This window comes from Achromobacter sp. NPDC058515, assembly GCF_042721735.1.
GTDB lineage: Bacteria > Pseudomonadota > Gammaproteobacteria > Burkholderiales > Burkholderiaceae_B > Achromobacter.
The window spans coordinates 575,645-596,384 of the sequence record NZ_JBHXNI010000001.1 but is presented as its reverse complement, the minus strand read 5'-3'; the positions used below and the strand labels follow the sequence as shown (position 1 = coordinate 596,384).

Below are 20,740 nucleotides of genomic sequence, written 5' to 3'. Positions count from 1 at the left end.
ACGTCATGGCCCTGTTGAACATCGAAGACATCCGTATCGAATTCCCCAGCCGCCGCGGCACGCTGGTGGCGGTGGACGGCGTTTCGCTGTCCCTGGAGAAAGGCGAGATCCTGGGCGTGGTGGGCGAATCCGGCGCGGGCAAGTCGACCATCGGCAACGCCGTGATCGGCCTGCTGGAAGCGCCGGGGCGCCTGGCCGGCGGCTCGGTGCTGCTGAACGGCGAACGCATCGACGCCCTGACGCCGGCGCAGAAGCGCCGCGTGCGGGGCCGCCGCATCGGCATGATCTTCCAGGATCCGCTGACCTCGCTGGACCCGCTGCAGACCGTGGAAAGCCAGCTCGTGGAAACCATGCAGGTGCACCTGAACCTGTCGCACGACGAGGCCAAAAAGCGCGCGGTGCAGCTGCTGGTGCAGGTCGGCATCGACCAGCCCGAGCTGCGCGTCAAGCAATACCCGCACCAGTTCTCGGGCGGCATGCGGCAACGCGTGGTGATCGCGCTGGCGCTGTGCTGCGAACCCGAGGTCATCATCGCCGACGAGCCCACCACCGCGCTGGACGTGTCCATCCAGGCGCAGATCCTGGAACTGCTCAAGAAGCTGTGCCGCGAAGAGCAGGTCGGCATGATCATCATCACGCACGACATGGGCGTGATCGCGGACGTGACGGACCGCGTGGCGGTGCTGTATCACGGCAAGCTGGTGGAGCAGGGCCGGACCGCCAAGATCCTGGGCGACCCCGACCATCCCTACACGCGCAGCCTGATCTCGGCCGTGCCGCGCCCCGACATCAAGCTCAAGCGCTTTCCGCTCGTGACCTACATCGAGGACGTGAAGACGCCGGCGCAGCCGCTGAACCTGGCCACGCACTGGCTGGGCCAGCGCCGCGACTTCGGCAAGCGCACCGACGGCCCGCTGGTGCAGGTCCGCGACCTGAGCATGCGCTTCGTGCTGAAAAGCGCCTTCCTCAAGCGCAACCAGCGCACGCTCGACGCCGTCAAGCGCGTCAACTTCTCCATCGGCGAGGGCGAGGTCTTCGGCCTGGTGGGCGAATCCGGCTCGGGCAAGTCCACCGTGGCGCGCCTGATCTCCGGGCTCTACACGCCCAGCGAAGGTTCGGTCAATTTCGGCGGCACCGACCTCACCGCCCTCAAGGGCGAGAAGCAGCTCAATCCGTTCCGCCGGCAGATCCAGATGATCTTCCAGGATCCGTTCTCGTCGCTGAACCCGCGCATGCGCGTGCTGGACATCGTGGCCGAGCCCATCCGCTTTCACAAGCTCTCGGCCAACGAAGCGGAAACGCGCCGCATCGTGGCCGATCTGCTGGACGTCGTCGGCCTGGGCGACCGCGCCGCCGAACGCTTTCCGCACGAGTTCTCCGGCGGCCAGCGCCAGCGCATCTGCATCGCGCGCGCGCTGGCCACCCGCCCCCGCTTCCTGATCTGCGACGAGCCCACGTCCGCCCTGGACGTTTCCATACAGGCGCAGATCCTCAACCTGCTGAAGGACCTGCAGGAAGAGCTGGGCCTGACCATGCTGTTCATCAGCCATGACCTGCCCGTGATCCGCCAGATGTGCGATCGCGTCGGCGTGATGCGCTACGGCGAACTGCTGGAAGTAGCCGAGACGGAAACCCTGTTCGACCATCCGCAGCATCCCTACAGTCAACACCTGCTTGGCCTGATGCCCCGCCTGCAGTCCATGTCCCGGGAAGGGCTGGACGTGGTGAGCTGAGGCCGGGCGCAACCGGAGCGAGACATGACGGCGACACGACAGACCCTCTTCATCGGCGGCCAGGTATTCGATGGGGAGGGGCGGACGCTGCCCGGCCACGGCGTGCTGGTCGAGGGCCAGCGCGTGGCCCGCGTGGCGCCGGCCGGCGAATTCTCCGGCTACGGCGGCGTGAAGGTGAACACCGCCGGCATGACCCTCATGCCCAGCTTGGCGGACTGCCACGTCCACCTGGTCTATACGGGCGGCGCCGACCCCAACGCAATGCTCAGCAAGCAGGGGCCCGCGCAGATCACGCTGACCGCGCTGGAGAACGCCCAGGCCAGCCTGCGCGGCGGCGTCACGGCGCTGCGCGACTGCGGCGGCAAGGACTATCTGGAGTTCGGCGTGCGCGACGCCATCGCGCGCGGCGTCTTTCCCGGCCCGGCCATCAAGGCGTCCGGCCGCATCATCTGCATGACGGGCGGCCACGGCAACCGCATCGGCCGCGTGGCCGACGGCTGCGAAGACGTGATCAAGGCGGTGCGCGAACAGGTGCACGCGGGCTGCGACCTGGTGAAGATCATGGCCACGGGCGGCGTCATGACGCCGGGCGTGAGCCCCATGGACGCGCACTACAGCTTCGACGAAATGAAGGCGGGCGTGCACGAGGCCAAGCGCTTTCGCAAAAGCACGGCCAGCCATGCGCAGGGCACGCAGGGCATCCTGAATGCCGTGCGCGCGGGCATCGATTCGATCGAGCACGGCATCTTCATGGACGACGACTGCCTGCGCGAGATGCTGGAGGCCCAGACCTACCTGGTGCCCACCATCGCCGCCGTGCGCAACATCATCGCCAACGCCGAGAACGGCATCCCCGCGTATGCGGTGGAGAAGGCCCGCGCGGTGGAGCAGCGCCACCGCGAATCGTTCCAGATGTACTACAAGGCCGGCGGCCGCATCGCGCTGGGCACGGATGCCGGCACGCCGTTCAACCTGCACGGCGACAACGCGATGGAGCTGGCCTACATGGTCGAGTTCGGCATGACTCCCGTGGATGCGCTGATCGCCGGCACTTCCCGCGGCCATGACCTGATGGGCATGGACCAGCATGGCGTCGTCGCCGACGGCAAGATGGCCGACCTGCTGCTTGTGCAGGGCGATCCCACCGAAGACATCATGAAGGCGGCCGACAAGCGCTTCCATGTGGCGGTGCTGCGGCACGGGGAACTGGCCGCGGGCGCCTTGCCGTCCTGAAGAAAAAAAGCCGGCGCGCCAGTGGCGCGCCGGCTTTTCCGGCTGCTTGGGCGCTGAGCGCCCGCGCGTCAGCGCATGCCGCCCATGACGCCGCCCATCACCATCATCATGAACTGTTCAACCGGCATCTTCTTGCCGTTGAAGTCCACCTGGCCGTCAGCGTAGTTCAGGTAGGTCACGATGTTGTTGTTCTCGACCTTGCCCAGGCCCATCGCGGTAGCCATGGTGCCCACCATTTCAGCCTGGCCCTTGGCCGTCTGCACAGCCTGCTCGGCCGGCACGCCGCGCATCTGCGGCTCGATGGCCATCACGTCGGCCAGGTTGCCCTTGGACAGGACCAGCTTGGCGTCCAGCTTGCGCAGGGCCTGCATCAGCGTGTCCGAGAGCTCGCCGTCCAGCGAGGCCGGCTTGGCCAGGTCCAGGTTCAGGTTGAACGTGGACGTGCCGTTGGCGGTGCGCACTTCCAGCGGCGACACGGCCAGGGTCGGGTTGCCGGCCAGCAGCTGCTCGACGTTGGCCTTGATGACCTGCTGTTCTTCAGGCGTGAACTCAGGGGCCTGCTGCTCGCCATTGCTTTGCAGCATGCGGCGCGACGAGGCTTCATAAACGTCGTTCAGCGCCTTGAGCGCCTTGGAGTCCAGCTTCTGCGCGTCAATGGCCAGCTTCATGCCCGCCACGTCCTTGGACTGCACATTGATCATGCCGAAATCCAGGGCCATCTTGGCGCCCATGGCCGTGCCGGCTTCGGTCAGGTCCACGGCGACCGAGGTGTCCTTGAACTGGACCGGCGGCTTCTCCGTCGAAGTGATCGTCCAGTCCTTGAACGTTACCTTCTGGCTGCCCACGTACATGTCGTTGGAGGCCGGCTTCATGTCGCTGGCCAGCGTGATGCCCTTGAAGGTCATGCTGGTGATATCGCTGGTTTCCGAAGCGCCGGAGAGTTCGAGGCTGTCGGAAGCCACGGCGAACACGCCGCGCTTGCTGGGAATGGCGTATTCGAAGTCGCCCTTCAAGCCCGAAGACGCCAGCTTGGAGCCGTCCTTGGCGAATTCCACCGGCGCCATGTCGAACTTGCCGGCGATATCCTTGCCGTAGCTGACGCTGTAGCGGCCCGACAGGGGCACGGCGCCCTTGGCGGCGGCAAACCATTCCTTGACGGTCGGCGTCTCTTCCAGCGCGAAATCGCTGGCCATCATGGCCGGCATGAACTTGCCCGACTTCAGGTTCGACAGGGGCAGGGGGCCGTGATTCAGGTGTTCGACAAACACCACATCGCGTTCCTGAGCCGGCTTGCCCTCGGCCGCCGGCACGGTGAACTTGATGCGATAGCGCGAGGTGGACGAAAACACGCCGCGCTCGAAGGACACGAGTTCCGCCACGGCGCCGATGCCCCACGCGTCGTTGAACTTCTTCAGTTCGACATTCGAGTCGTCGATCATCTGCTTGACGAAGGCCTCGGCCTTTTGGCCCGTGTACCAGGCCGTGCCGGTCCAGATCGCGCCCAGCGCGACCACGACGCCAACTAGTGCCGATTTCTTCATAGCAATCCCTTATTTCTTCAAATGGATGAAAGCGCACGGATTATAGGTAGGGTGGCCTAGGGAAAACACTTATTTGGTTCGAAGGCGCTGCAAATTGTTACTTAGTGATACGCCTGGCCGGATTCTTTCCGGTGCTGCATCGCCACATCAGCTACAATCCCGTCGTGTGCTTTGCCAATCTGCACGCGTCCGCTAGGCCCTTCGCTGCCAAGCTTCGCCCATCAGGGCGCTTCCCTTTTCTCCTTATTCGTCCGCCTGGATTGGAGTCTCTCAACTTGAGCGACGGGCTGCCGCTGGAGTTGTTTTGACTACCTCTTCCCCTTTTGCCGACCTCGGGCTGGCTGATTCCCTGTTGCGCGCCATTGCCGATACCGGCTACACCGCACCCACGCCTATTCAGGCACAGGCTATTCCGCAGGTCCTGAAAGGCGGCGACCTGCTCGCGGCCGCCCAGACGGGCACCGGCAAGACCGCCGGCTTCACGCTGCCCATCCTGCATCTGCTGATGCAGCAAAAGCCGGAGCTGAAGAAGCCCGGCCGCCCCCGTTGCCTGATCCTGACCCCGACGCGTGAACTGACCGCGCAGGTCGCGGAATCGGTGCAAACCTACGGCAAATACACCTCGCTGACGTCCATGGTGATGTTCGGCGGCGTCAATATCAACCCCCAGATTTCCGCGCTGCGCAAGCCGCTGGACATTCTCGTGGCCACCCCGGGCCGCCTGCTGGACCACTGCGGCCAGAAGACGGTGGACCTGTCGGGCGTGGAAATCCTGGTGCTGGACGAAGCCGACCGCATGCTGGACATGGGCTTCATCCGCGACATCCGCAAGATCCTCGCGCTGCTGCCCAAGCAACGCCAGAACCTGCTGTTCTCGGCCACGTTCTCCGACGAGATCCGCACCCTGGCGCGCGGCGTGCTGAACAACCCGGGCGAAGTCTCGGTCACCCCGCGCAACACCGCCACCGAGCTGGTCACCCAGACGGTGCACATGGTCGAACAGCACCACAAGCGCGACCTGATCAGCCACATCATCCGCGAAAGCGGCTGGCACCAAGTGCTGGTGTTCACGCGCACCAAGCACGGCGCCAACCGCCTGGCTGAAAAGCTGGTCAAGGACGGGCTGACCGCCGCCGCCATCCACGGCAACAAGAGCCAATCGGCCCGCACCCGCGCGCTGGCCGGCTTCAAGGACAGCACCGTGACGGTGCTGGTCGCGACCGACATCGCCGCCCGCGGCCTGGACATCGACCAGTTGCCCCAAGTGGTGAACTTCGAGCTGCCCAACGTGCCGGAAGACTACGTCCACCGCATCGGCCGCACGGGCCGCGCCGGCGCCACCGGCGCCGCGGTCTCGCTGGTCGACAGCAGCGAGATCAAGCTGCTGAAGGACATCGAGCGCCTGATCAAGAAGACGATCGAACGCAAGCCCGTGGAAGGCTGGACCCCGTCCGCCACCAGCGCGGCCGCCTTCGAGCGCCAGGAGCGCGATGAAGACGCGCGCAGCCCGCGCGGCGGCAGCCGCAACGGCGGCCGTGGCGGCAACGGCGGCAATGCCGGCCGTGGCAACGGCAATGCCGGCGCCGGCCGTTCGCGTCCCGCTCAAGGCCAACCCCGCGCCGCCGCCGGCGGCCGTGCCCCCGCCCCGGCCCGTGCCGGCGAAGGCCGCGGCAACGGCGGCTCGCGCGACGGCAAGCCCGCTGACCGTCCGGCTCACGCCGGCCGCAACGACAGCCGTCCGCAGCAAGGCCACCGCCATCCCGAAGGGGGTTCCCGCCCCGCCGGCAACGGTGGCTCGGGGCGCTCGGCTGAGGGGCGCCCGGCTGGCGGTCCCCGCGCGGCATTGCTGAGCAAGTAATCCGACGCAAGTAATATCACCGGCAAACCCATTCCTGCGACCTACGGACCCGCGCCATCATGCCCTTATCTACCTGGTTGACGTTCTTCCTGGCCTCCTGGGCCATTTCGTTCTCACCCGGGGCGGGCGCGATCTCGGCCATGTCCTCAGGCCTGAAATACGGCTTTGCGCGCGGCTACTGGAACACGGCGGGCCTGATCCTGGGCATCCTGTTCCAGTTCGTCGTGGTGGCCGTGGGATTGGGCGCGGTGCTGGCAACGTCCGAAATGGCCTTCAATGTGGTCAAGTACCTGGGCGTGGCCTACCTGATCTACCTGGGCGTGCGCCAGATCCGCACGGACGCCGCGCCGGTCGCGGTGGACGCCGGCGATCCGAAGCAGGCGTCCATCCGTGAACTGGTCATGCGCGGCTTCCTGATCAACACCATGAACCCCAAGGGCACGGTGTTCCTGCTGGCCGTGGTGCCGCAGTTCGTGGATCCGGCGCTGGCGCTGACGCCGCAATACGCGGCGCTGGCGGCCACGCTGGCGTTCACCGACCTGGTGGCCATGGGCGTGTATACGCTGCTGGCGGCGCGCGTGCTGCGCCTCTTGCGCGACGCCAAGCACATCCGCTGGATGAACCGCACATTCGGTTCGCTGTTCATCCTGGCCGGCGTGTTCCTGGCGTCGTTCCGCCGCCATTCCTGAATCTGAAGCGTGGGGCACGCGCCGGCAACGGCGCGTGCCCCACATGTTTTCATGCACGATACCGGACCGCGCCGGCCTAAAAACCGGCGTTAAGTAGAATCCTCCGATCATGAGCATCCCCAACGAAGTCGCGCGGCGCCGTACGTTCGCCATCATTTCCCACCCTGACGCGGGCAAGACCACGCTGACGGAAAAACTGTTGCTGTTCGCAGGCGCGATCCAGATCGCCGGCAGCGTGAAGGCGCGCAAGGCGTCGCGCCACGCCTCGTCCGACTGGATGGAAATCGAAAAGCAGCGCGGCATTTCCGTGGCGTCCTCCGTGATGCAGATGGAATACCGCGACTGCGTCATCAACCTGCTCGACACCCCGGGCCACCAGGACTTCTCCGAAGACACCTACCGGGTGCTGACGGCGGTCGATGCCGCGCTGATGGTGATCGACGCCGCCAACGGCGTCGAGCCGCAAACTATCCGCCTGCTGCAGGTCTGCCGCGCGCGCAACACGCCCATCATCACGTTCATCAACAAGATGGACCGCGAAGTGCGCGAACCGCTGGAATTGCTGTCCGAGATTGAAGGGCACCTGGGCATGGACGCCGTGCCGTTCTCGTGGCCGGTCGGCATGGGCAAGGCGTTCGGCGGCGTGTTCGACATCCGCCGCGACCGCATGCGCGTGTTCCGCCCGGGCCAGGAGCGCCGTTCCGACAACGACGACTTCATCGAAGGGCTGACCAACCCCGAGATCGCCAAGCGTTTCGGCTCGGCCTTCGACCAGGCCAGCGGCGAGATCGAGCTCATCAACGAAGCCGCGCCCGCCTTTGACCGCGACCAGTTCCTGGCCGGCAAGCAGACCCCCGTGTTCTTTGGCTCCGCCATCAACAACTTTGGCGTGCAGGAAGTGCTGGACGCCCTGGTCGAACAGGCGCCGCCCCCCGGCCCGCGCGTTGCCCTGCAGCGCGAAGTCCAACCCGAAGAGCCCAAGTTCACCGGCGTCGTGTTCAAGGTGCAGGCCAACATGGACCCCGCGCACCGCGACCGCGTCGCGTTCGTGCGCGTCAGCTCCGGCCGTTTCGAGCGCGGCATGCGCCTGAAGGTCGCGCGCACCAACAAGGAAATGCGCCCCAACAACGTCGTGTCCTTCCTGTCGCAGCGGCGCGAGCTGCTGGACGAGGCCTATGCCGGCGACGTGATCGGCATCCCCAACCACGGCGTGCTGCAGCTGGGCGATGTGCTGACCGAAGGCGAAACGCTGCAATTCACCGGCTTGCCGTTCTTCGCCCCCGAGCTGTTCCAGGCGGTCGAAGTGAAGGACCCGCTGCGCACGAAGCAGCTGCGCACCGGCCTCACCCAATTGGGCGAGGAAGGGGCCATCCAGGTGTTCCGTCCCGAGGCCGCCGGCGGCTCCCTGCTGCTGGGCGCGGTCGGCCAGCTGCAGTTCGAAGTGGTCGCCCATCGCCTCAAGACCGAGTACGGCGTGGACGCCCGGATGCTGCCTTCCCGCTACACAATGGCACGTTGGATTACGTCTGAAAACCCCAAGGCGCTGCGCAAGTTCATGGATGCCAATGCCGCCCATATCGCCTATGATGTGGTCGATGCTGCGGCGTTTTTGATCGGTTCCCCCGCGCAGTTGCGCGTCGCCGAGGAACTGTATCCCGATGTGAAATTCCACGCCATGCGGGAGCACGGCGGCAAGGTTTTCGGAGACAAAGCGTAGACCCGTTCGGGTTCCGCACGGCAGATGAGGGTAGCAATGTCTTGGCGTTTATTATTCGCAACGCTCCTGATCGCGCTTGGCGCGTCGGCCTGGGGCGGTATTCAACTGGGTGACTGGCTGGTGGCGCATGCGCCGCCCGCGGCGCCTGCCCCTGGGCAGGACGCGGCGGCTTCCCAGCAACCCGTTCTGGACGCCAACGGGCGTCCCTATGTGGCGCAGCCTCCGCAACCGCGCATCGACGGCACGCTGGGCGTGCCGGACAAGCCGGCCGACCGCGAATGGCAGGTCAACACCGTGTCGCTGTTCGACACGGTCAGCGACCCCGCCGTGAAAATCTCGCGCGAGCGCATCAGCCCCGAACAGGCCCGCGAAATCGCCGCGGCTTCGCAAGTGCCGCTGCCCTCGGGCACGTCCGACGTCAGCACGCTGGATCTCCAGGTGCCCGGCACCTCCACGGCGATCAACGGCGGCCAGACGCAGGCAGGCGGCTATGGCACGCCCCAGATGGTGCAGGCGCCCCCTCCGCCGCCGAATACCGCGCTGGCGCCCGGCGCCGCGGGCTGGCAGGATGCCCTCAAGCGTGAACTCGCGCACTGCGCCACGCAAGGCTTCTTCGAGCGTCCTTCCTGCTCATGGAATGCGCGCAACAAGTACTGCGCGCCGAACCGCGCCTGGGGCACGATGGCCGAGTGCCCGGCCCGCCCGCAATAGGGTCCGCCCGGCCTGTACCAGCACAGGTTTCCCGCATAAAAAATGGCGCCCCCAGGGGCGCCATTTTTCATTGCCGAAACCGCCTTTTATTCAGGCACGGACATCTGGCTTTGCAGGTAGTTCTGGATGCCGACCTTGTCGATCAGGTCGATCTGGGTTTCCAGATAGTCGATGTGCTCTTCGGTGTCGTCCAGGATGTCCTGGAACAGATCGCGCGAGACGTAGTCGCGCACCGATTCGCAATGGGCAATCGCTTCCTTGACGGTAGCCTGGGCGCCTTGCTCCAGCTTCAGGTCACAGGCCAGCAGTTCGGGCACGTCTTCACCGATCAGCAGCTTGTGCAGGTCTTGCAGATTGGGCAGGCCGTCCAACATGAAGATGCGCGCGATCAGGCGATCCGCATGCTTCATCTCGCCGATGGACTCTTCGTACTCGTGCTTGCCCAGCTTGTCGAAGCCCCAATGGTTCAGCATGCGGGCATGCAGGAAATACTGGTTGATGGCCGTCAGTTCGTTGGTCAGTTGCTTGTTCAGAAACTGGATGACGGTTTTGTCGCCTTTCATGATGGACTCCTTGCAGTCAGGCGCGACGCGAACGCATCGCGACAAAGGAGCGCACGATGCCGCGCGTACGCAACTCAGGCAGACTACCACCTGGCGCAGGGCCGCGCCTAGCCTTGCGCTGCATTTGGTAAACGGCGTTAGGAGCGCAACAAGAAAGCGACAAGCTAATGAGAATGAGTATGCGTGCTTGATGTCTTGCACGCGCGCGGCAGGGTTCACGCGGCTTGCCGGCCATGCATCGCGAAGAATCGCCCGATGAATCCGTCGATACGCACGCGCGCACCCGTCTTGCGCGAGACGAATCGCCGCGCAAACCGCGCCACGCCGTCTCGTTGCTTATCGGCAACCCGAATCGCGCTATCGACACATCACTCCGCGCGGCGTGTCGCCAGCCAGATGCCGAACGCAATCGGGACGATGCCCAGCAGGTCCAGCCACGAGACCGGTTCGCGCAACACCAGCCATCCGAACAGCAGGCCCAGCGGCGGCATCAGAAAGTGCAGCGCGCTGGCCGACGTGGCGCTGGCGCGGCCAAGAATCATGAACCACAGGTAGTAGCCGCCCATCGACACGGCCACGATCATGTAGGCCATGCTCCAGAACAGGCTGGCCGTCAGCCGCGCATCGCCGATGTTCTCGCTGAACAGCGCAAACGGCAGCAGCGCCGCTGCGCCCGCAAGCGACTGTATGCCCGTCGACGTCCACAGTCCGGAGGTAGGCTTCAGGCGCTTGTAGAGCAGCGTGCCCGCCACCAGCGCCACCAGGCCGCCCGTCACGAGCAGCGTGCCGTGCAGGTCCTCCTGCATGCCCGACAGGCGCGAGCGCAGCACCAGGGCCACGCCGGCCAGCCCCAGGCACAGGCCCAGCATCTTGCGCCAGTTCAGGCGTTCGCCCAGCACCGGTCCGGCCAGCACGCCGATCAGCAGCGGATTAGTGCTGATCAGCACCGCCGTGAACGCGGATGAAACCGTGGTCATGCCGGACCAGCTCAGGCCCAGGTACAGCGCGTTGTTCAGCACGCCGAGCAGGACGAGCGACGCCAGTTCGCGGCCTGCTGGCAGTTTCCACCGGCCGCTGGCCGCCGCCACGCCCAACATCAGCGCGCCCGCGATCAGGAAGCGGATCGTCAGCAGCGTCAGCGGCGGACAATCCCGCACCGCGATCTTGGCGGCCGCGAACGCGGAACTCCACAGAAAGCAGAACGCGGCGATGGGCAGCAGGCTGACGCCCGGGGCGGCATCGGCGGGCAGGACGGTGGCGGGCAAGCTCGGCATGGCCTTCATGAAGGATCCGGGTGGAGGAGTGCAGCGGCCGCGGGCGCGGCGGGATGAGACGATTCTCCCCGGGCGCCGATTCATTGACAAACTCTTTATTCGGATCGAAAGTATTTGAAAATCAAATGCTTTGGAATACCAGCCATGCTCGACCTCGATCTATTGCACAGCTTTGTCTCGGTAGTGGATGCCGGCGGCTTCACGGCGGCCGGCGAACGCGTGCATCGCAGCCAGTCCACCGTCAGCCAGCAGATCCGCAAGCTCGAGGAAACGCTGGAATGCGCGCTGTTCTTGCGCGAAGGGCGCCAGGTCCAGCTGACCGAAGAAGGCGAGCGCCTGCTGGGGTATGCGCGGCGCATGCTGGCGCTGTCCACCGAAGTCAGGGAGGCGGTCAGCGGACGGCGGCGCGTGGACGTGATCCGCCTGGGCGTTCCGGATGATTTCGCGGCCGATACGCTGACCGCGATCGTCGCCGAATTTGCGCGGGCCCGGCCGACGGTGCAGCTGTCGGTGCGCTGCGACCTTACCGCGGTGCTGGCGCGCAGCCTGGAACGCGGCGACCTGGATGTAGCGCTCCTCAAGCGGGAGCCCGGCACGGGCGCCGCGCTGGCCGTCTGGCCGGAACGCCTGCACTGGATCGGCAGCGCCAACGTCGCGATTTCGCCCACGGAGGAGCCCGTGCCGCTGGTGGCGTTCCCGCAGGGCTGCATCTACCGCAACCGCGCCATCCACGCCCTGGAGGCCGCCGGCCGGCGTTGGCGCATCGCGTACGAAAGCCCGAACCTGATGGGCCTGCAGGCCGCGCTGGCGGGCGGGCTGGGGATCGCGCTGCTGGAACGGCGCTGCATCGCGCCGGGTCATCGGATCGTGGACGCAATCCTGCCGGCCGTGCCGCCGACGGAGCTGGCGCTATGCGTGGCTAGTTCCGCGCGCGAGGCCGCGCGCCAACTGGCGCTGACTATCCGGGATTTTTGCGAGAAGGAAACGACGCGGCTCGCCGCATAAAGGCAGCGAGCCGGAAAGAGACGGCAATGCTCAGGCGATGGCGACCAGCGGAATCGGGAAGCTGCTGTTGGCCGCGGGCGCGCCGGACTCGACCATGGCGGGCGGAGCATTGACTGGAACGGCGATGGAGCGCACGTCGCACACGCTGGAGCAGCGGCCGCCCGGCAGGTATTCGGCGGCGGTTGCCGCGCAGCAGCCGCAGCACGTAGCCACGCCCAGCTCGAATTGCAGGTCGGAAAGCGTCGTCGCGCCACCGTCCACGCTGGCGCGGACTTGGCGTTCGGTGATGGCATTACATACGCAAATGTACATGCGAATGATTATCGAAAATTATTCTCGTCCTGACAAGTCCCTTGCGCAAATAAATTTGCAACGGAATTGTCACGCAAGCCCTTGAAAACAGGGACAAATTTACGAGAATGCGTCCCTTATTTCAACGCGCCGAGGCTTGCGCCTTGCGCAGCGTAGCGGGGGCAATCCGCAGCGCTTCGCGGTACTTTGCCACCGTCCGCCGGGCGATCACTATCCCCTGATCGGCCAGTTTTTGCATGATCTGGCTGTCGGACAAAGGCTTGGCCCGGTTCTCGTCGGCCACCATCTGGCGGATGTACGTTTGCACGGCGGTGGCTGAGGTGGCGTCCCCGCCCTCCGTCGAAACGCCAGCGCCAAAGAAACGCTTGAGCTCCAGCGTGCCAAACGGAGTGAGCATGTACTTCTGCGTTGTGGCGCGTGAAATCGTGGATTCGTGCAGGCCGAGCTCGCCAGCGATGTCTTTCAGGATGAGCGGCCGCATGGCGGCGGGCCCCTGGCTGAAAAAGGCCGTCTGGCGCTCCACGATGGCCTGGGACACCCGGAGGATGGTGTCGAAGCGCTGTTCCACGTTGCGGATCATCCATCTGGCCTGCTGCAACTGGGCCTGCAGGCCCGCATGCGCGGAGTCCTTCTGGTTGCCCAGCATCTGGGCATACAGCCCATTGATCTGCAGACGGGGCACCGCGGCGCTGTTGAGCGTGACCTGCCAGCCGCGCCGGGTCTTGCGCACGATGACGTCGGGCACCGCGTACTCGGCCGCCGGCACGGTCCAGGCGCGCCCCGGACGGGGCTCCAGGCGCAGGATCAAGGAATGCGCCACGCGGAACGTGGCCTCGTCGCAACCCACCGCCGCGCACAGGCGCGCGGCGTTGCCGGTAGCCAGCAGCGGCAGGTGGTGCGCGCAGATCTGCCGGGCACAGGCCAGCGCGGCGGCATCCGCCGCCTCGGGCAGGCGGGCGGGGTCCGGGTTGCGCAGCTGCAACATCAGGCATTCGGCCATATCGCGCGCGCCGATGCCCACGGGGTCGAACGACTGCAGCAGGGACAGCGCCGCGCGCAATTCGTCGATATCCGGCTCCATGTCGGCCGGCAGCCAGCCCAGGATCTCTTCGAGCGGAGAGTCCAGATAGCCGTTTTCGTCCAATTCGTCGATCAGCAGCGACGCCAGCACGACGTCGCGCGGCGCCGCCCGCGTCAGGGCAAGCTGTCCGAGCAGATGCTCGCGCAAGGTATCCGGCCGCGCCGCCTCGGGCAGGCTGGAGTCGTCGTCGGGATATACCCCGCCGGAGCCCGGCATCTCGTCGACCGCCGTCTCGCGCTCGGCCGCCGGCTCGTCGTCCTGCACGGAGGACTCGCGTTCGGACTCCGCTTGCGCCTCGGCCGCCGGCGACTCGTCCTCGCGGTCCAGCAAGGGGTTTTCCGCAAGCACTTGCGAGATCTCGGCCTCTAGCTCGAGCGTGGACAACTGCAACAATCGTATCGATTGCTGCAGTTGTGGGGTCAGCGTCAGGTGCTGACCAGGTCGCAGTTCTAAAATTGGACGGGTCATAGGTACAATATTTTGCATGATGAATCTGACTTCGCCCGCAAGCGTTCGCCAGGACTGCCGACTGATCGGCCAGACCCTGCTCAAATTGGCGCTTCCCCGACTCGTTGTGCGCGCGATAGTCATCGCCGTCGCCCTCGTCCTTTGGTATCTGGTCGCCTCCTGGATACTGGATTTCGGCAAGCGCATGAACTACGACTTCCTGCATACGCTGGGCCAGCCCACCATGGACATGGCGCAGAAGGTCAATCCCTACATCTGGTGGGTCGTGGCCGGCATCTGGTCGCTGATCGTCTTCTTCTCGGTGCGAGCCTGGTTCTACGCCAGCCTGGCCTCGGGCGCGGCAACGCCGGTGGGCACGGACGTGCTGTCCGAGCTGGCGCCGAATCTGTCGGACGAGTCCCTGGGCGTGCTGCGCTGGACCTGGGGCGACCGCCAGGAGCCGTTCACGGTAGGCGACTTGCGCCGCTCCTTGTCTGAAATTCGCCACAACCGCATCGGCAAGATCGCGATGGTTGCGGAACAGGCCCAGATCCTGGAGCCCGCCGCCACCCGTCCGACCCGCGATCCGCGCGACGACGGTCGCCGCGAACCCCGCGGAGAACCCCGCGGCGACCGCTACGTGGAACCGCGCATTGGCCCGGCCCGCTAGGCCCAGCCCCAGCCCCCGCTCCTGACCCAAGGCCGCCGACAGGCGCTGACCCAAGGCCGCCGACAGGCGGCCTTTCTGTTTCTGCCCCCAGCCGGCCGGCCAGTCTGATGCCGGCCTTGCGGGAGCTGGCGGGAGTGATCCGTCCCCAGCATCTTTCCGTTTGCGCTTCCACGGAAAGTATGTTTGACTAGCAACCTATGGCCGCTCACCGCACCCCCTTCGCGATTGCCACCGGACGCATTGCCGCTCCGGTTGCCGGCCTGCGCGCTCGCTCCTTCTTTGCGCTATCGCTACTGCTACCGATCGGTTGCCGGGCCTAGTGTCCCCGTGGTAGCTCGGCAGCCACGCTTGCCACACGCGATTTCCCCCTTTTATCTCTGAATCCTGCCGGTCAATCACGGCAAACCCTGGCACAAGACCGTCATCCGGTCGCACGCGCCGCCGAGAACCCAGTTCTCACGGGATTCAAAAGAAACCGATCGAGGTGTAGTAATGATGCTTGCCAACCCCGCCACCAAATACGTCCCCTTCGCGCCCTTTGCCCGCGACTTCTCCGAACGCACCTGGCCCAGCCGCCGCATCACGAAGGCGCCGATCTGGATGAGCACGGACTTGCGCGACGGCAACCAGGCGCTGATCGAGCCGATGAGCGTGGAGCGCAAGGTCCGCTTCTTCGAACAGCTCGTGAAGATCGGCTTCAAGGAAATCGAAGTGGGCTTTCCGTCGGCTTCGCAGACCGACTTCGACTTCGTGCGCAAGCTCATCGACGAAAAGCGCATCCCCGGCGACGTGACCATCATCGTGCTGACCCAGTCGCGCGAAGACCTGATCAGCCGCACCGTCGAAGCCGCCGCGGGCGCCAAGCAAGCCATCGTCCACATGTACAACGCCTGCGCGCCGGCCTTCCGCAAGGTCGTGTTCAACATGTCGAAGGACGAGATCAAGGGCATTGCCACCACCGGCACGCGCCTGATCAAGCAATACACGTCGCAGCGTCCCGAGACCAAGTGGAGCTACGAATATTCGCCCGAAGTCTTCAGCACCACCGAACCCGAATTCGCGCTTGAAGTTTCGAACGCCGTGGCCGACGTCTGGCAGCCCACGCCCGATCACAAGATGGTGTTGAACCTGCCCGCCACGATCGAGGCCACCAGCCCCAACCTGTACGCCGACCAGATCGAATGGATGCACAAGAACCTGGCGCGCCGCGACAGCATCGTGCTCAGCGTGCACCCGCATAACGACCGCGGCACCGCTGTTGCCGCCGCCGAGTTCGCCGTGATGGCCGGCGCCGACCGCATCGAAGGCTGCCTGTTCGGCAGCGGCGAGCGCACCGGCAACGTGGACCTCGTCACCCTGGCCTTGAACCTCTACACCCAGGGCGTGCATCCGGGCCTGGACTTCTCCGACATCGACGAAGTGCGCCGCTGCGCCGAATACTGCAACCAGCTGCCCGTCCACCCGCGTCACCCGTACGCGGGCGACCTGGTCTTCACCGCGTTCTCCGGCTCGCACCAGGACGCCATCAAGAAGGGCTTCGCCTTGCAACAGGCCGACGCCATCTGGGAAGTGCCTTATCTCCCGATCGACCCCGCCGACCTCGGCCGCAGCTACGACGCCGTGATCCGCGTGAACAGCCAGTCGGGCAAGGGCGGCGTTTCGTACCTGCTTGAACAGGAACACGGCCTGGTGTTGCCGCGCCGCCTGCAGATCGAATTCAGCCGCGCCATCCAGCGCGTCACCGACGAAACCGGCCGCGAAGTCACCGCCGACGACGTGCACACGATCTTCAACCGCGAATACCTCGAACAGAAGGCGCCGTGGAAGCTGATCCGCCACCGCATCGACGGCAATCCGTCGGCTGGCGAAGGCCAGCACTTCAGCATCGAAGCCGAACTCGAATACAACGGCGAACGCCGCATCGTGACGGGCAAGGGCGACGGCGCGATCTCCGCCTTCGTGGCCGCGCTGGACGTGCCCGTGCGCATCATGGACTACCACGAGCACGCCATCGGCACCGGCACCGGCACGCGCGCCGCCTCCTATGTCGAATTGCGAGTCGGCGAATCCAGCACGGGCTTTGGCGTGGGCATCGACCGCGACATCGTGACGGCATCGTTCCAGGCCGTGCTGAGCGCCGTGAACCGCCACATCAATTCGGGCGCCGTGACGGCCGCCGAACAAGAAGCCGCCGAGACCGCGTGATCCGCGATCCGGCCTGAATGATGCCCCCAGCCCGTTACCCCGGCTGGGGACAGCAAAAAGCCCGCCTTATCCGGCGGGCTTTCTTTTTGTCCGTCGCGGCTTCAGCCGCGCGGCCACATGTCGGAGGCGCCGATATCCGGAGCAATGGCCGCCAGCAGGCGCGCGTGGACCCAGCCGGCGATCGCCAGCGTGCGGTGGTCGGCATGGCGCTGTCCGACCAGCTGCAGGCCCACGGGCAGGCCCTGCGGGCCGGTTGCGAACGGCAGGTTCAGGCAGGGCAGGCCGAACAGCGTCCAGGCGCGCGAGAATTGCGGATCGCCCGTGCCCAGGTCGGCGAACGGCGCTTCGCCGCTGGCGCTGGGCGCAAGCAGCACATCGTATTGCTGGAACCATGCGTCCACGCGCGCGCGCGACTCGGCGGCGCGGGCCAGGTTCTTGATGTGTTCTTCGGCGCTGATCTGCGCGCCGGCCTCGAGTATGGCCTGGATCTTGGGGCTGAGCTGCGCGGCATGCTCCAGCCGTTCATAGGCCAGCGACTGCGAGGCCTCGAACGCCATGATGTCCGCGTGCAACTGCACCAGCATGCAATGCTCGGGCGGCAGCGGCACCTCTTCCACCAGGGCGCCCGCGCGCGAAAGCGTGGCCGCGGCCTGCGCGAAGGCTTCCTTGGTTTCGGCCTGCGCGTGGCGCCATTGCAGGCTGCGGTACATGCCGATGCGCGGCTTGCCTTCGTAGGTCAGGTCCAGCATGCGGGGATCGCGCATCAGGACCGAGGCGAACAGCGCCACGTCAGGCACCGACCGCGCAAAGCCGCCCACGGTGTCCAGCGATTCGGCCAGGCTCTTGACGCCGGCGCGGGGGATGCCGCCAAACGTGGGCTTGAAGCCCACGATGCCGCAATAGGAGGCCGGCCGGATGATGGAGCCGGCGGTCTGGGAACCCAGCGCGAAAGGCACCATGTCGTCGGCCACCGCGGCGGCCGAACCGCTGGACGAGCCACCCGGCGTGTAGGCCTCGTTGCGCGGATTGCGCGTGGGGCCGGCCTGGTAGGTGGCGAATTCGGTGGTTACGGTCTTGCCGATGACGATGGCGCCCGCGCCGCGGCACAGCGCCACCGAGGCGGCATCCAGGCCGGGACGGTGGCGGTCGTAGATGGGCGAGCCGTAGCGGGTGGGAAGGTCTGCCGTGTCGAACAGGTCTTTGACGCCGATGGGCAGGCCATGCAGCGGACCGCGCAGGGCGCCGCGGTCGAGTTCTTCCGCCTGGTCGAGCGCGGCCTGTTTTTGCAGGGCGGTCCAGGCATGAACGGTGTTCTCGCGTTGCTCGATGCGCGCAAAGCAGGCACGCACCAATTGCACCGCGGTTAATTCGCGCCGTTGCAGCTTGCGCGCGGCTTCAAGCGCGCCAAGTCTGTTTAAGGCAGTAGACATGGTCCTTTCCTCTTTACCGGTGCCGCGCTTGATGCGCGGTTACTGAACTTCGCACCCGGTCCCCTTGACCGAGGGTCTGCCCGATTCTGCAATGCGGCAACCAGCCGCGCGGCCCGAGCAGACCGATCCTTGCCATTGTGCGCGCCGAGTCAATTGGGAAAAACACCGAAAACACCGGGTTTTTCCCAGGAAAAAACACGAACCGCGCCATGGCTTTGTGTTGTTGCGTTGCTGCCAGCATAGCGCAAACCCGTGCAATACAAAGGTCATATTTGTCTTGTAAGATGAAATCGTTTTCAGCAAATCGGCAGCAATGCAGCCATGGCTACGCGCTCGTCGCCCCGCTTTTCCATCATTGAAGTGGCCCGCAAGGCCGGGGTCTCGCCGGCGACGGTTTCGCGCGCGTTCAACCAGCCGGAAATCGTGCATCCCGACACGCTGGCGCACATCCGCAGCGTCGCCAAGCGCGCGGGTTTCCGGCCCAATCGCGTGGGCCGCAGCCTGCGCTCGGGCAGCACGCGCACCATCGGACTGATCCTGCCGACGCTGTCCAATCCCGTGTTCGCCGAGTGCTTCGAAGGCGCGGAACGGCGCGCGCGCGAATCCGGCTACAGCGTCATGCTGACCGCCACCGGCTACGACCCCGCGGTGGAGTCGGCGGCGGTGCAGGGGCTGATAGACCATCAGGTGGATGGGCTGATCCTGACGGTGGCGGACGTGGCCAAGAGTCCCACGCTGGACGACCTGGACCGCGCCGGGATTCCCTATGTTCTGGTCTACAACGAATCCGCCGCGCATCCCTTCGCGTCGGTCGACAACCGCGCCGCCGCCAGCGACATGGTGGCGCACCTGGCCGCGCTGGGACACCGGCGCATCGCCCTGGTGACGGGCCCCCTGACCGCATCCGACCGGGCGCGCCGCCGCCTTGTGGGCGCGCGCGCCTGCGCCAAGAAGCTGGGCCTGGAAGCCATCCAGCACATCGCCATGAGTTCGCACACCGGCAGCGATGCGGATGCCCTGAAGGCCGCGCTGCGCGGCAAGCAGGCGCCCACCGCCCTGTTCTGCTCCAACGACCTCCTGGCCACCGCGGTCATCGCGGACCTGGTGGGCCTGGGCCTGTCCGTGCCCGCCGACATCTCCGTGTGCGGCTTTGACGGCATGCGCTTCGGCGCCTTGCTCACCCCGCCGCTGACCACCGTCGCGCAACCCAGCGACGGCATCGGGCAGACGGCGTGCTCGAACCTGCTGGCGCAGATCCACGGCCAGCCGCCGCAATCGAACCGGCTGCCGCATTGCATCGTGGTGGGCGGCACCGCGGCGTCCGTGCGCCGCTAGCCGGCGCGCCCACCCATTCCCGACAACTTTCAGATTCCCCGCGTCATGCTCATCGCACAAATCACCGACCTGCACATGCGCACCCCCGGCGACAAGGCCTACGGCATCATCGATCCGGCCGCCTTCCTCGCGCCCGCGGTGCGCGCGCTCAATGCCCTGACGCCGCGGCCCGACTGCGTGCTGATCACGGGCGACCTGACCGACCTGGGCAAGCCCGTGGAGTACCAGGCGCTGCGCGAACACCTGCAAGCGCTGGAGATCCCGTACTTCCTCTTGCCCGGCAACCACGACGACCGCGCCGAGTTGCGCGCCGCCTTCCCCGACCACGCCTACCTGCAGGGTGGCGGGCCGTTCATCCAGTACGCCGTCGAAACCTATCCGCTGCGCATGCTGGCGCTGGACACCGTGGTGCCGATGAAGAGCCACGGCGAGCTGTGCCAGGACCGCCTGGACTGGCTGGCCACCCGCCTGGCCGAGCAGCCCGGCCGCCCCACGCTGGTGCTGATGCACCATCCCCCGTTCCTGACCGGCATCGAGCACATGGACGCCATCGGCCTGCTTGCCGGCGCGCCGGAACTGGAACGCATCGTGGCGCGCTTTCCCAACGTGGAGCGGGTGCTGTGCGGCCACTTGCACCGCACCATCTTCCAGCGCTTCGGCGGAACGATCGCATCCACCTGTCCCGGCACCGCGCACCAGCTTGCGCTGGAGCTTGGGCCGCGCCCGACGCTGCAATACATCATGGAACCGCCGGGCTACCAGCTGCACTGGTGGCAGGGCGGCAATCTGGTCACGCACCACGCGGTTATCGGGGATTACCCCGGCCCTTATCCCTTTGCGTAAGGCCGGCGCTAGACTACGAACCCTTGCCTTGCCATATATCCGTCATGTTTGCGCTGCACAATGAAAAGGTTTTCATAACAGGCAACAATGCGG

Annotated in this window: 17 protein-coding genes; 11 read left to right on the top strand and 6 right to left on the bottom strand. The window is 66.1% G+C overall.

Annotated features, from left to right (window positions below):
- Window positions 1-5 precede the first annotated feature (5 nt).
- Both ACFWP0_RS02810 and ACFWP0_RS02805 read left to right on the top strand, forming a co-directional pair.
- Window positions 6-1,733 carry an ABC transporter ATP-binding protein gene (locus ACFWP0_RS02810; protein ID WP_377839504.1) on the top strand — a complete coding sequence of 576 codons (1,728 nt, stop codon included), beginning with the start codon at window positions 6-8 and terminating at the stop codon, window positions 1,731-1,733.
- A 24-nt stretch (window positions 1,734-1,757) separates the two neighbouring features.
- A complete protein-coding gene (locus ACFWP0_RS02805; RefSeq protein WP_377839503.1) occupies window positions 1,758-2,966 on the top strand; it encodes an amidohydrolase family protein in 1,209 nt (402 codons plus the stop codon).
- A gap of 68 nt (window positions 2,967-3,034) precedes the next feature.
- Here the strand turns inward: ACFWP0_RS02805 and ACFWP0_RS02800 are convergent, their stop codons facing one another.
- Window positions 3,035-4,507 (bottom strand): YdgA family protein, encoded by a 1,473-nt coding sequence (locus ACFWP0_RS02800; protein ID WP_377839501.1) that lies wholly within the window; start codon window positions 4,505-4,507, stop codon window positions 3,035-3,037.
- Window positions 4,508-4,811: 304 nt separating this feature from the next.
- Between ACFWP0_RS02800 and ACFWP0_RS02795 the strand changes: the two genes are divergently transcribed.
- The 4 genes from ACFWP0_RS02795 to ACFWP0_RS02780 all read left to right on the top strand — a co-directional run bounded on the left by ACFWP0_RS02795 (window position 4,812) and on the right by ACFWP0_RS02780 (window position 9,482).
- Window positions 4,812-6,365 (top strand): DEAD/DEAH box helicase, encoded by a 1,554-nt coding sequence (locus tag ACFWP0_RS02795; protein ID WP_377839500.1) that lies wholly within the window; start codon window positions 4,812-4,814, stop codon window positions 6,363-6,365.
- Between the two features lie 59 nt (window positions 6,366-6,424).
- Window positions 6,425-7,054 (top strand): LysE family transporter, encoded by a 630-nt coding sequence (locus tag ACFWP0_RS02790; RefSeq protein WP_313623986.1) that lies wholly within the window; start codon window positions 6,425-6,427, stop codon window positions 7,052-7,054.
- A 109-nt stretch (window positions 7,055-7,163) separates the two neighbouring features.
- Complete coding sequence (locus tag ACFWP0_RS02785; RefSeq protein WP_377839498.1) at window positions 7,164-8,771, top strand: peptide chain release factor 3; 1,608 nt, start codon at window positions 7,164-7,166, stop codon at window positions 8,769-8,771.
- Between the two features lie 24 nt (window positions 8,772-8,795).
- On the top strand, window positions 8,796-9,482 hold the full coding sequence (locus ACFWP0_RS02780; RefSeq protein ID WP_377839496.1) for a hypothetical protein: 687 nt from the start codon (window positions 8,796-8,798) through the stop codon (window positions 9,480-9,482).
- Window positions 9,483-9,568: 86 nt separating this feature from the next.
- Here ACFWP0_RS02780 and bfr read toward each other — a convergent pair whose 3' ends face one another.
- Together bfr and ACFWP0_RS02770 are read right to left on the bottom strand one after the other, a co-directional pair.
- Window positions 9,569-10,045, bottom strand: coding sequence for a bacterioferritin (bfr, locus tag ACFWP0_RS02775; RefSeq protein WP_013390908.1), 477 nt, complete (start codon window positions 10,043-10,045; stop codon window positions 9,569-9,571).
- A 368-nt stretch (window positions 10,046-10,413) separates the two neighbouring features.
- Window positions 10,414-11,328, bottom strand: a complete 915-nt coding sequence (locus tag ACFWP0_RS02770) for a DMT family transporter (RefSeq protein ID WP_377839495.1) — start codon at window positions 11,326-11,328, stop codon at window positions 10,414-10,416.
- Between the two features lie 135 nt (window positions 11,329-11,463).
- On the opposite strand from ACFWP0_RS02770, the gene ACFWP0_RS02765 reads away from it, so the two are divergent.
- Window positions 11,464-12,324 (top strand): LysR substrate-binding domain-containing protein, encoded by an 861-nt coding sequence (locus tag ACFWP0_RS02765; protein ID WP_377839493.1) that lies wholly within the window; start codon window positions 11,464-11,466, stop codon window positions 12,322-12,324.
- A 30-nt stretch (window positions 12,325-12,354) separates the two neighbouring features.
- Here ACFWP0_RS02765 and ACFWP0_RS02760 read toward each other — a convergent pair whose 3' ends face one another.
- Complete coding sequence (locus ACFWP0_RS02760; RefSeq protein WP_377839492.1) at window positions 12,355-12,636, bottom strand: bacterioferritin-associated ferredoxin; 282 nt, start codon at window positions 12,634-12,636, stop codon at window positions 12,355-12,357.
- A 121-nt stretch (window positions 12,637-12,757) separates the two neighbouring features.
- Window positions 12,758-14,203 (bottom strand): RNA polymerase factor sigma-54, encoded by a 1,446-nt coding sequence (rpoN, locus tag ACFWP0_RS02755; RefSeq protein ID WP_377839491.1) that lies wholly within the window; start codon window positions 14,201-14,203, stop codon window positions 12,758-12,760.
- On the opposite strand from rpoN, the gene ACFWP0_RS02750 reads away from it, so the two are divergent.
- Both ACFWP0_RS02750 and leuA read left to right on the top strand, forming a co-directional pair.
- Window positions 14,202-14,834: a hypothetical protein gene (locus ACFWP0_RS02750; RefSeq protein WP_377839490.1), complete on the top strand. Its 633-nt coding sequence runs from the start codon at window positions 14,202-14,204 to the stop codon at window positions 14,832-14,834. The two genes, rpoN and ACFWP0_RS02750, sit on opposite strands and share 2 nt — an antisense overlap.
- A 492-nt stretch (window positions 14,835-15,326) precedes the next feature.
- A complete protein-coding gene (gene leuA / locus ACFWP0_RS02745) occupies window positions 15,327-17,039 on the top strand; it encodes a 2-isopropylmalate synthase (protein ID WP_377839489.1) in 1,713 nt (570 codons plus the stop codon).
- 101 nt (window positions 17,040-17,140) lie between these two features.
- On the opposite strand, the gene ACFWP0_RS02740 is transcribed toward leuA, so the two are convergent.
- Window positions 17,141-18,469 carry an amidase gene (locus ACFWP0_RS02740; protein WP_377839488.1) on the bottom strand — a complete coding sequence of 443 codons (1,329 nt, stop codon included), beginning with the start codon at window positions 18,467-18,469 and terminating at the stop codon, window positions 17,141-17,143.
- Window positions 18,470-18,790: 321 nt separating this feature from the next.
- Between ACFWP0_RS02740 and ACFWP0_RS02735 the strand changes: the two genes are divergently transcribed.
- A complete protein-coding gene (locus ACFWP0_RS02735; RefSeq protein ID WP_377839486.1) occupies window positions 18,791-19,804 on the top strand; it encodes a LacI family DNA-binding transcriptional regulator in 1,014 nt (337 codons plus the stop codon).
- 45 nt (window positions 19,805-19,849) lie between these two features.
- Window positions 19,850-20,647 (top strand): phosphodiesterase, encoded by a 798-nt coding sequence (locus ACFWP0_RS02730; protein WP_377839485.1) that lies wholly within the window; start codon window positions 19,850-19,852, stop codon window positions 20,645-20,647.
- Window positions 20,648-20,740: the final 93 nt, after the last annotated feature.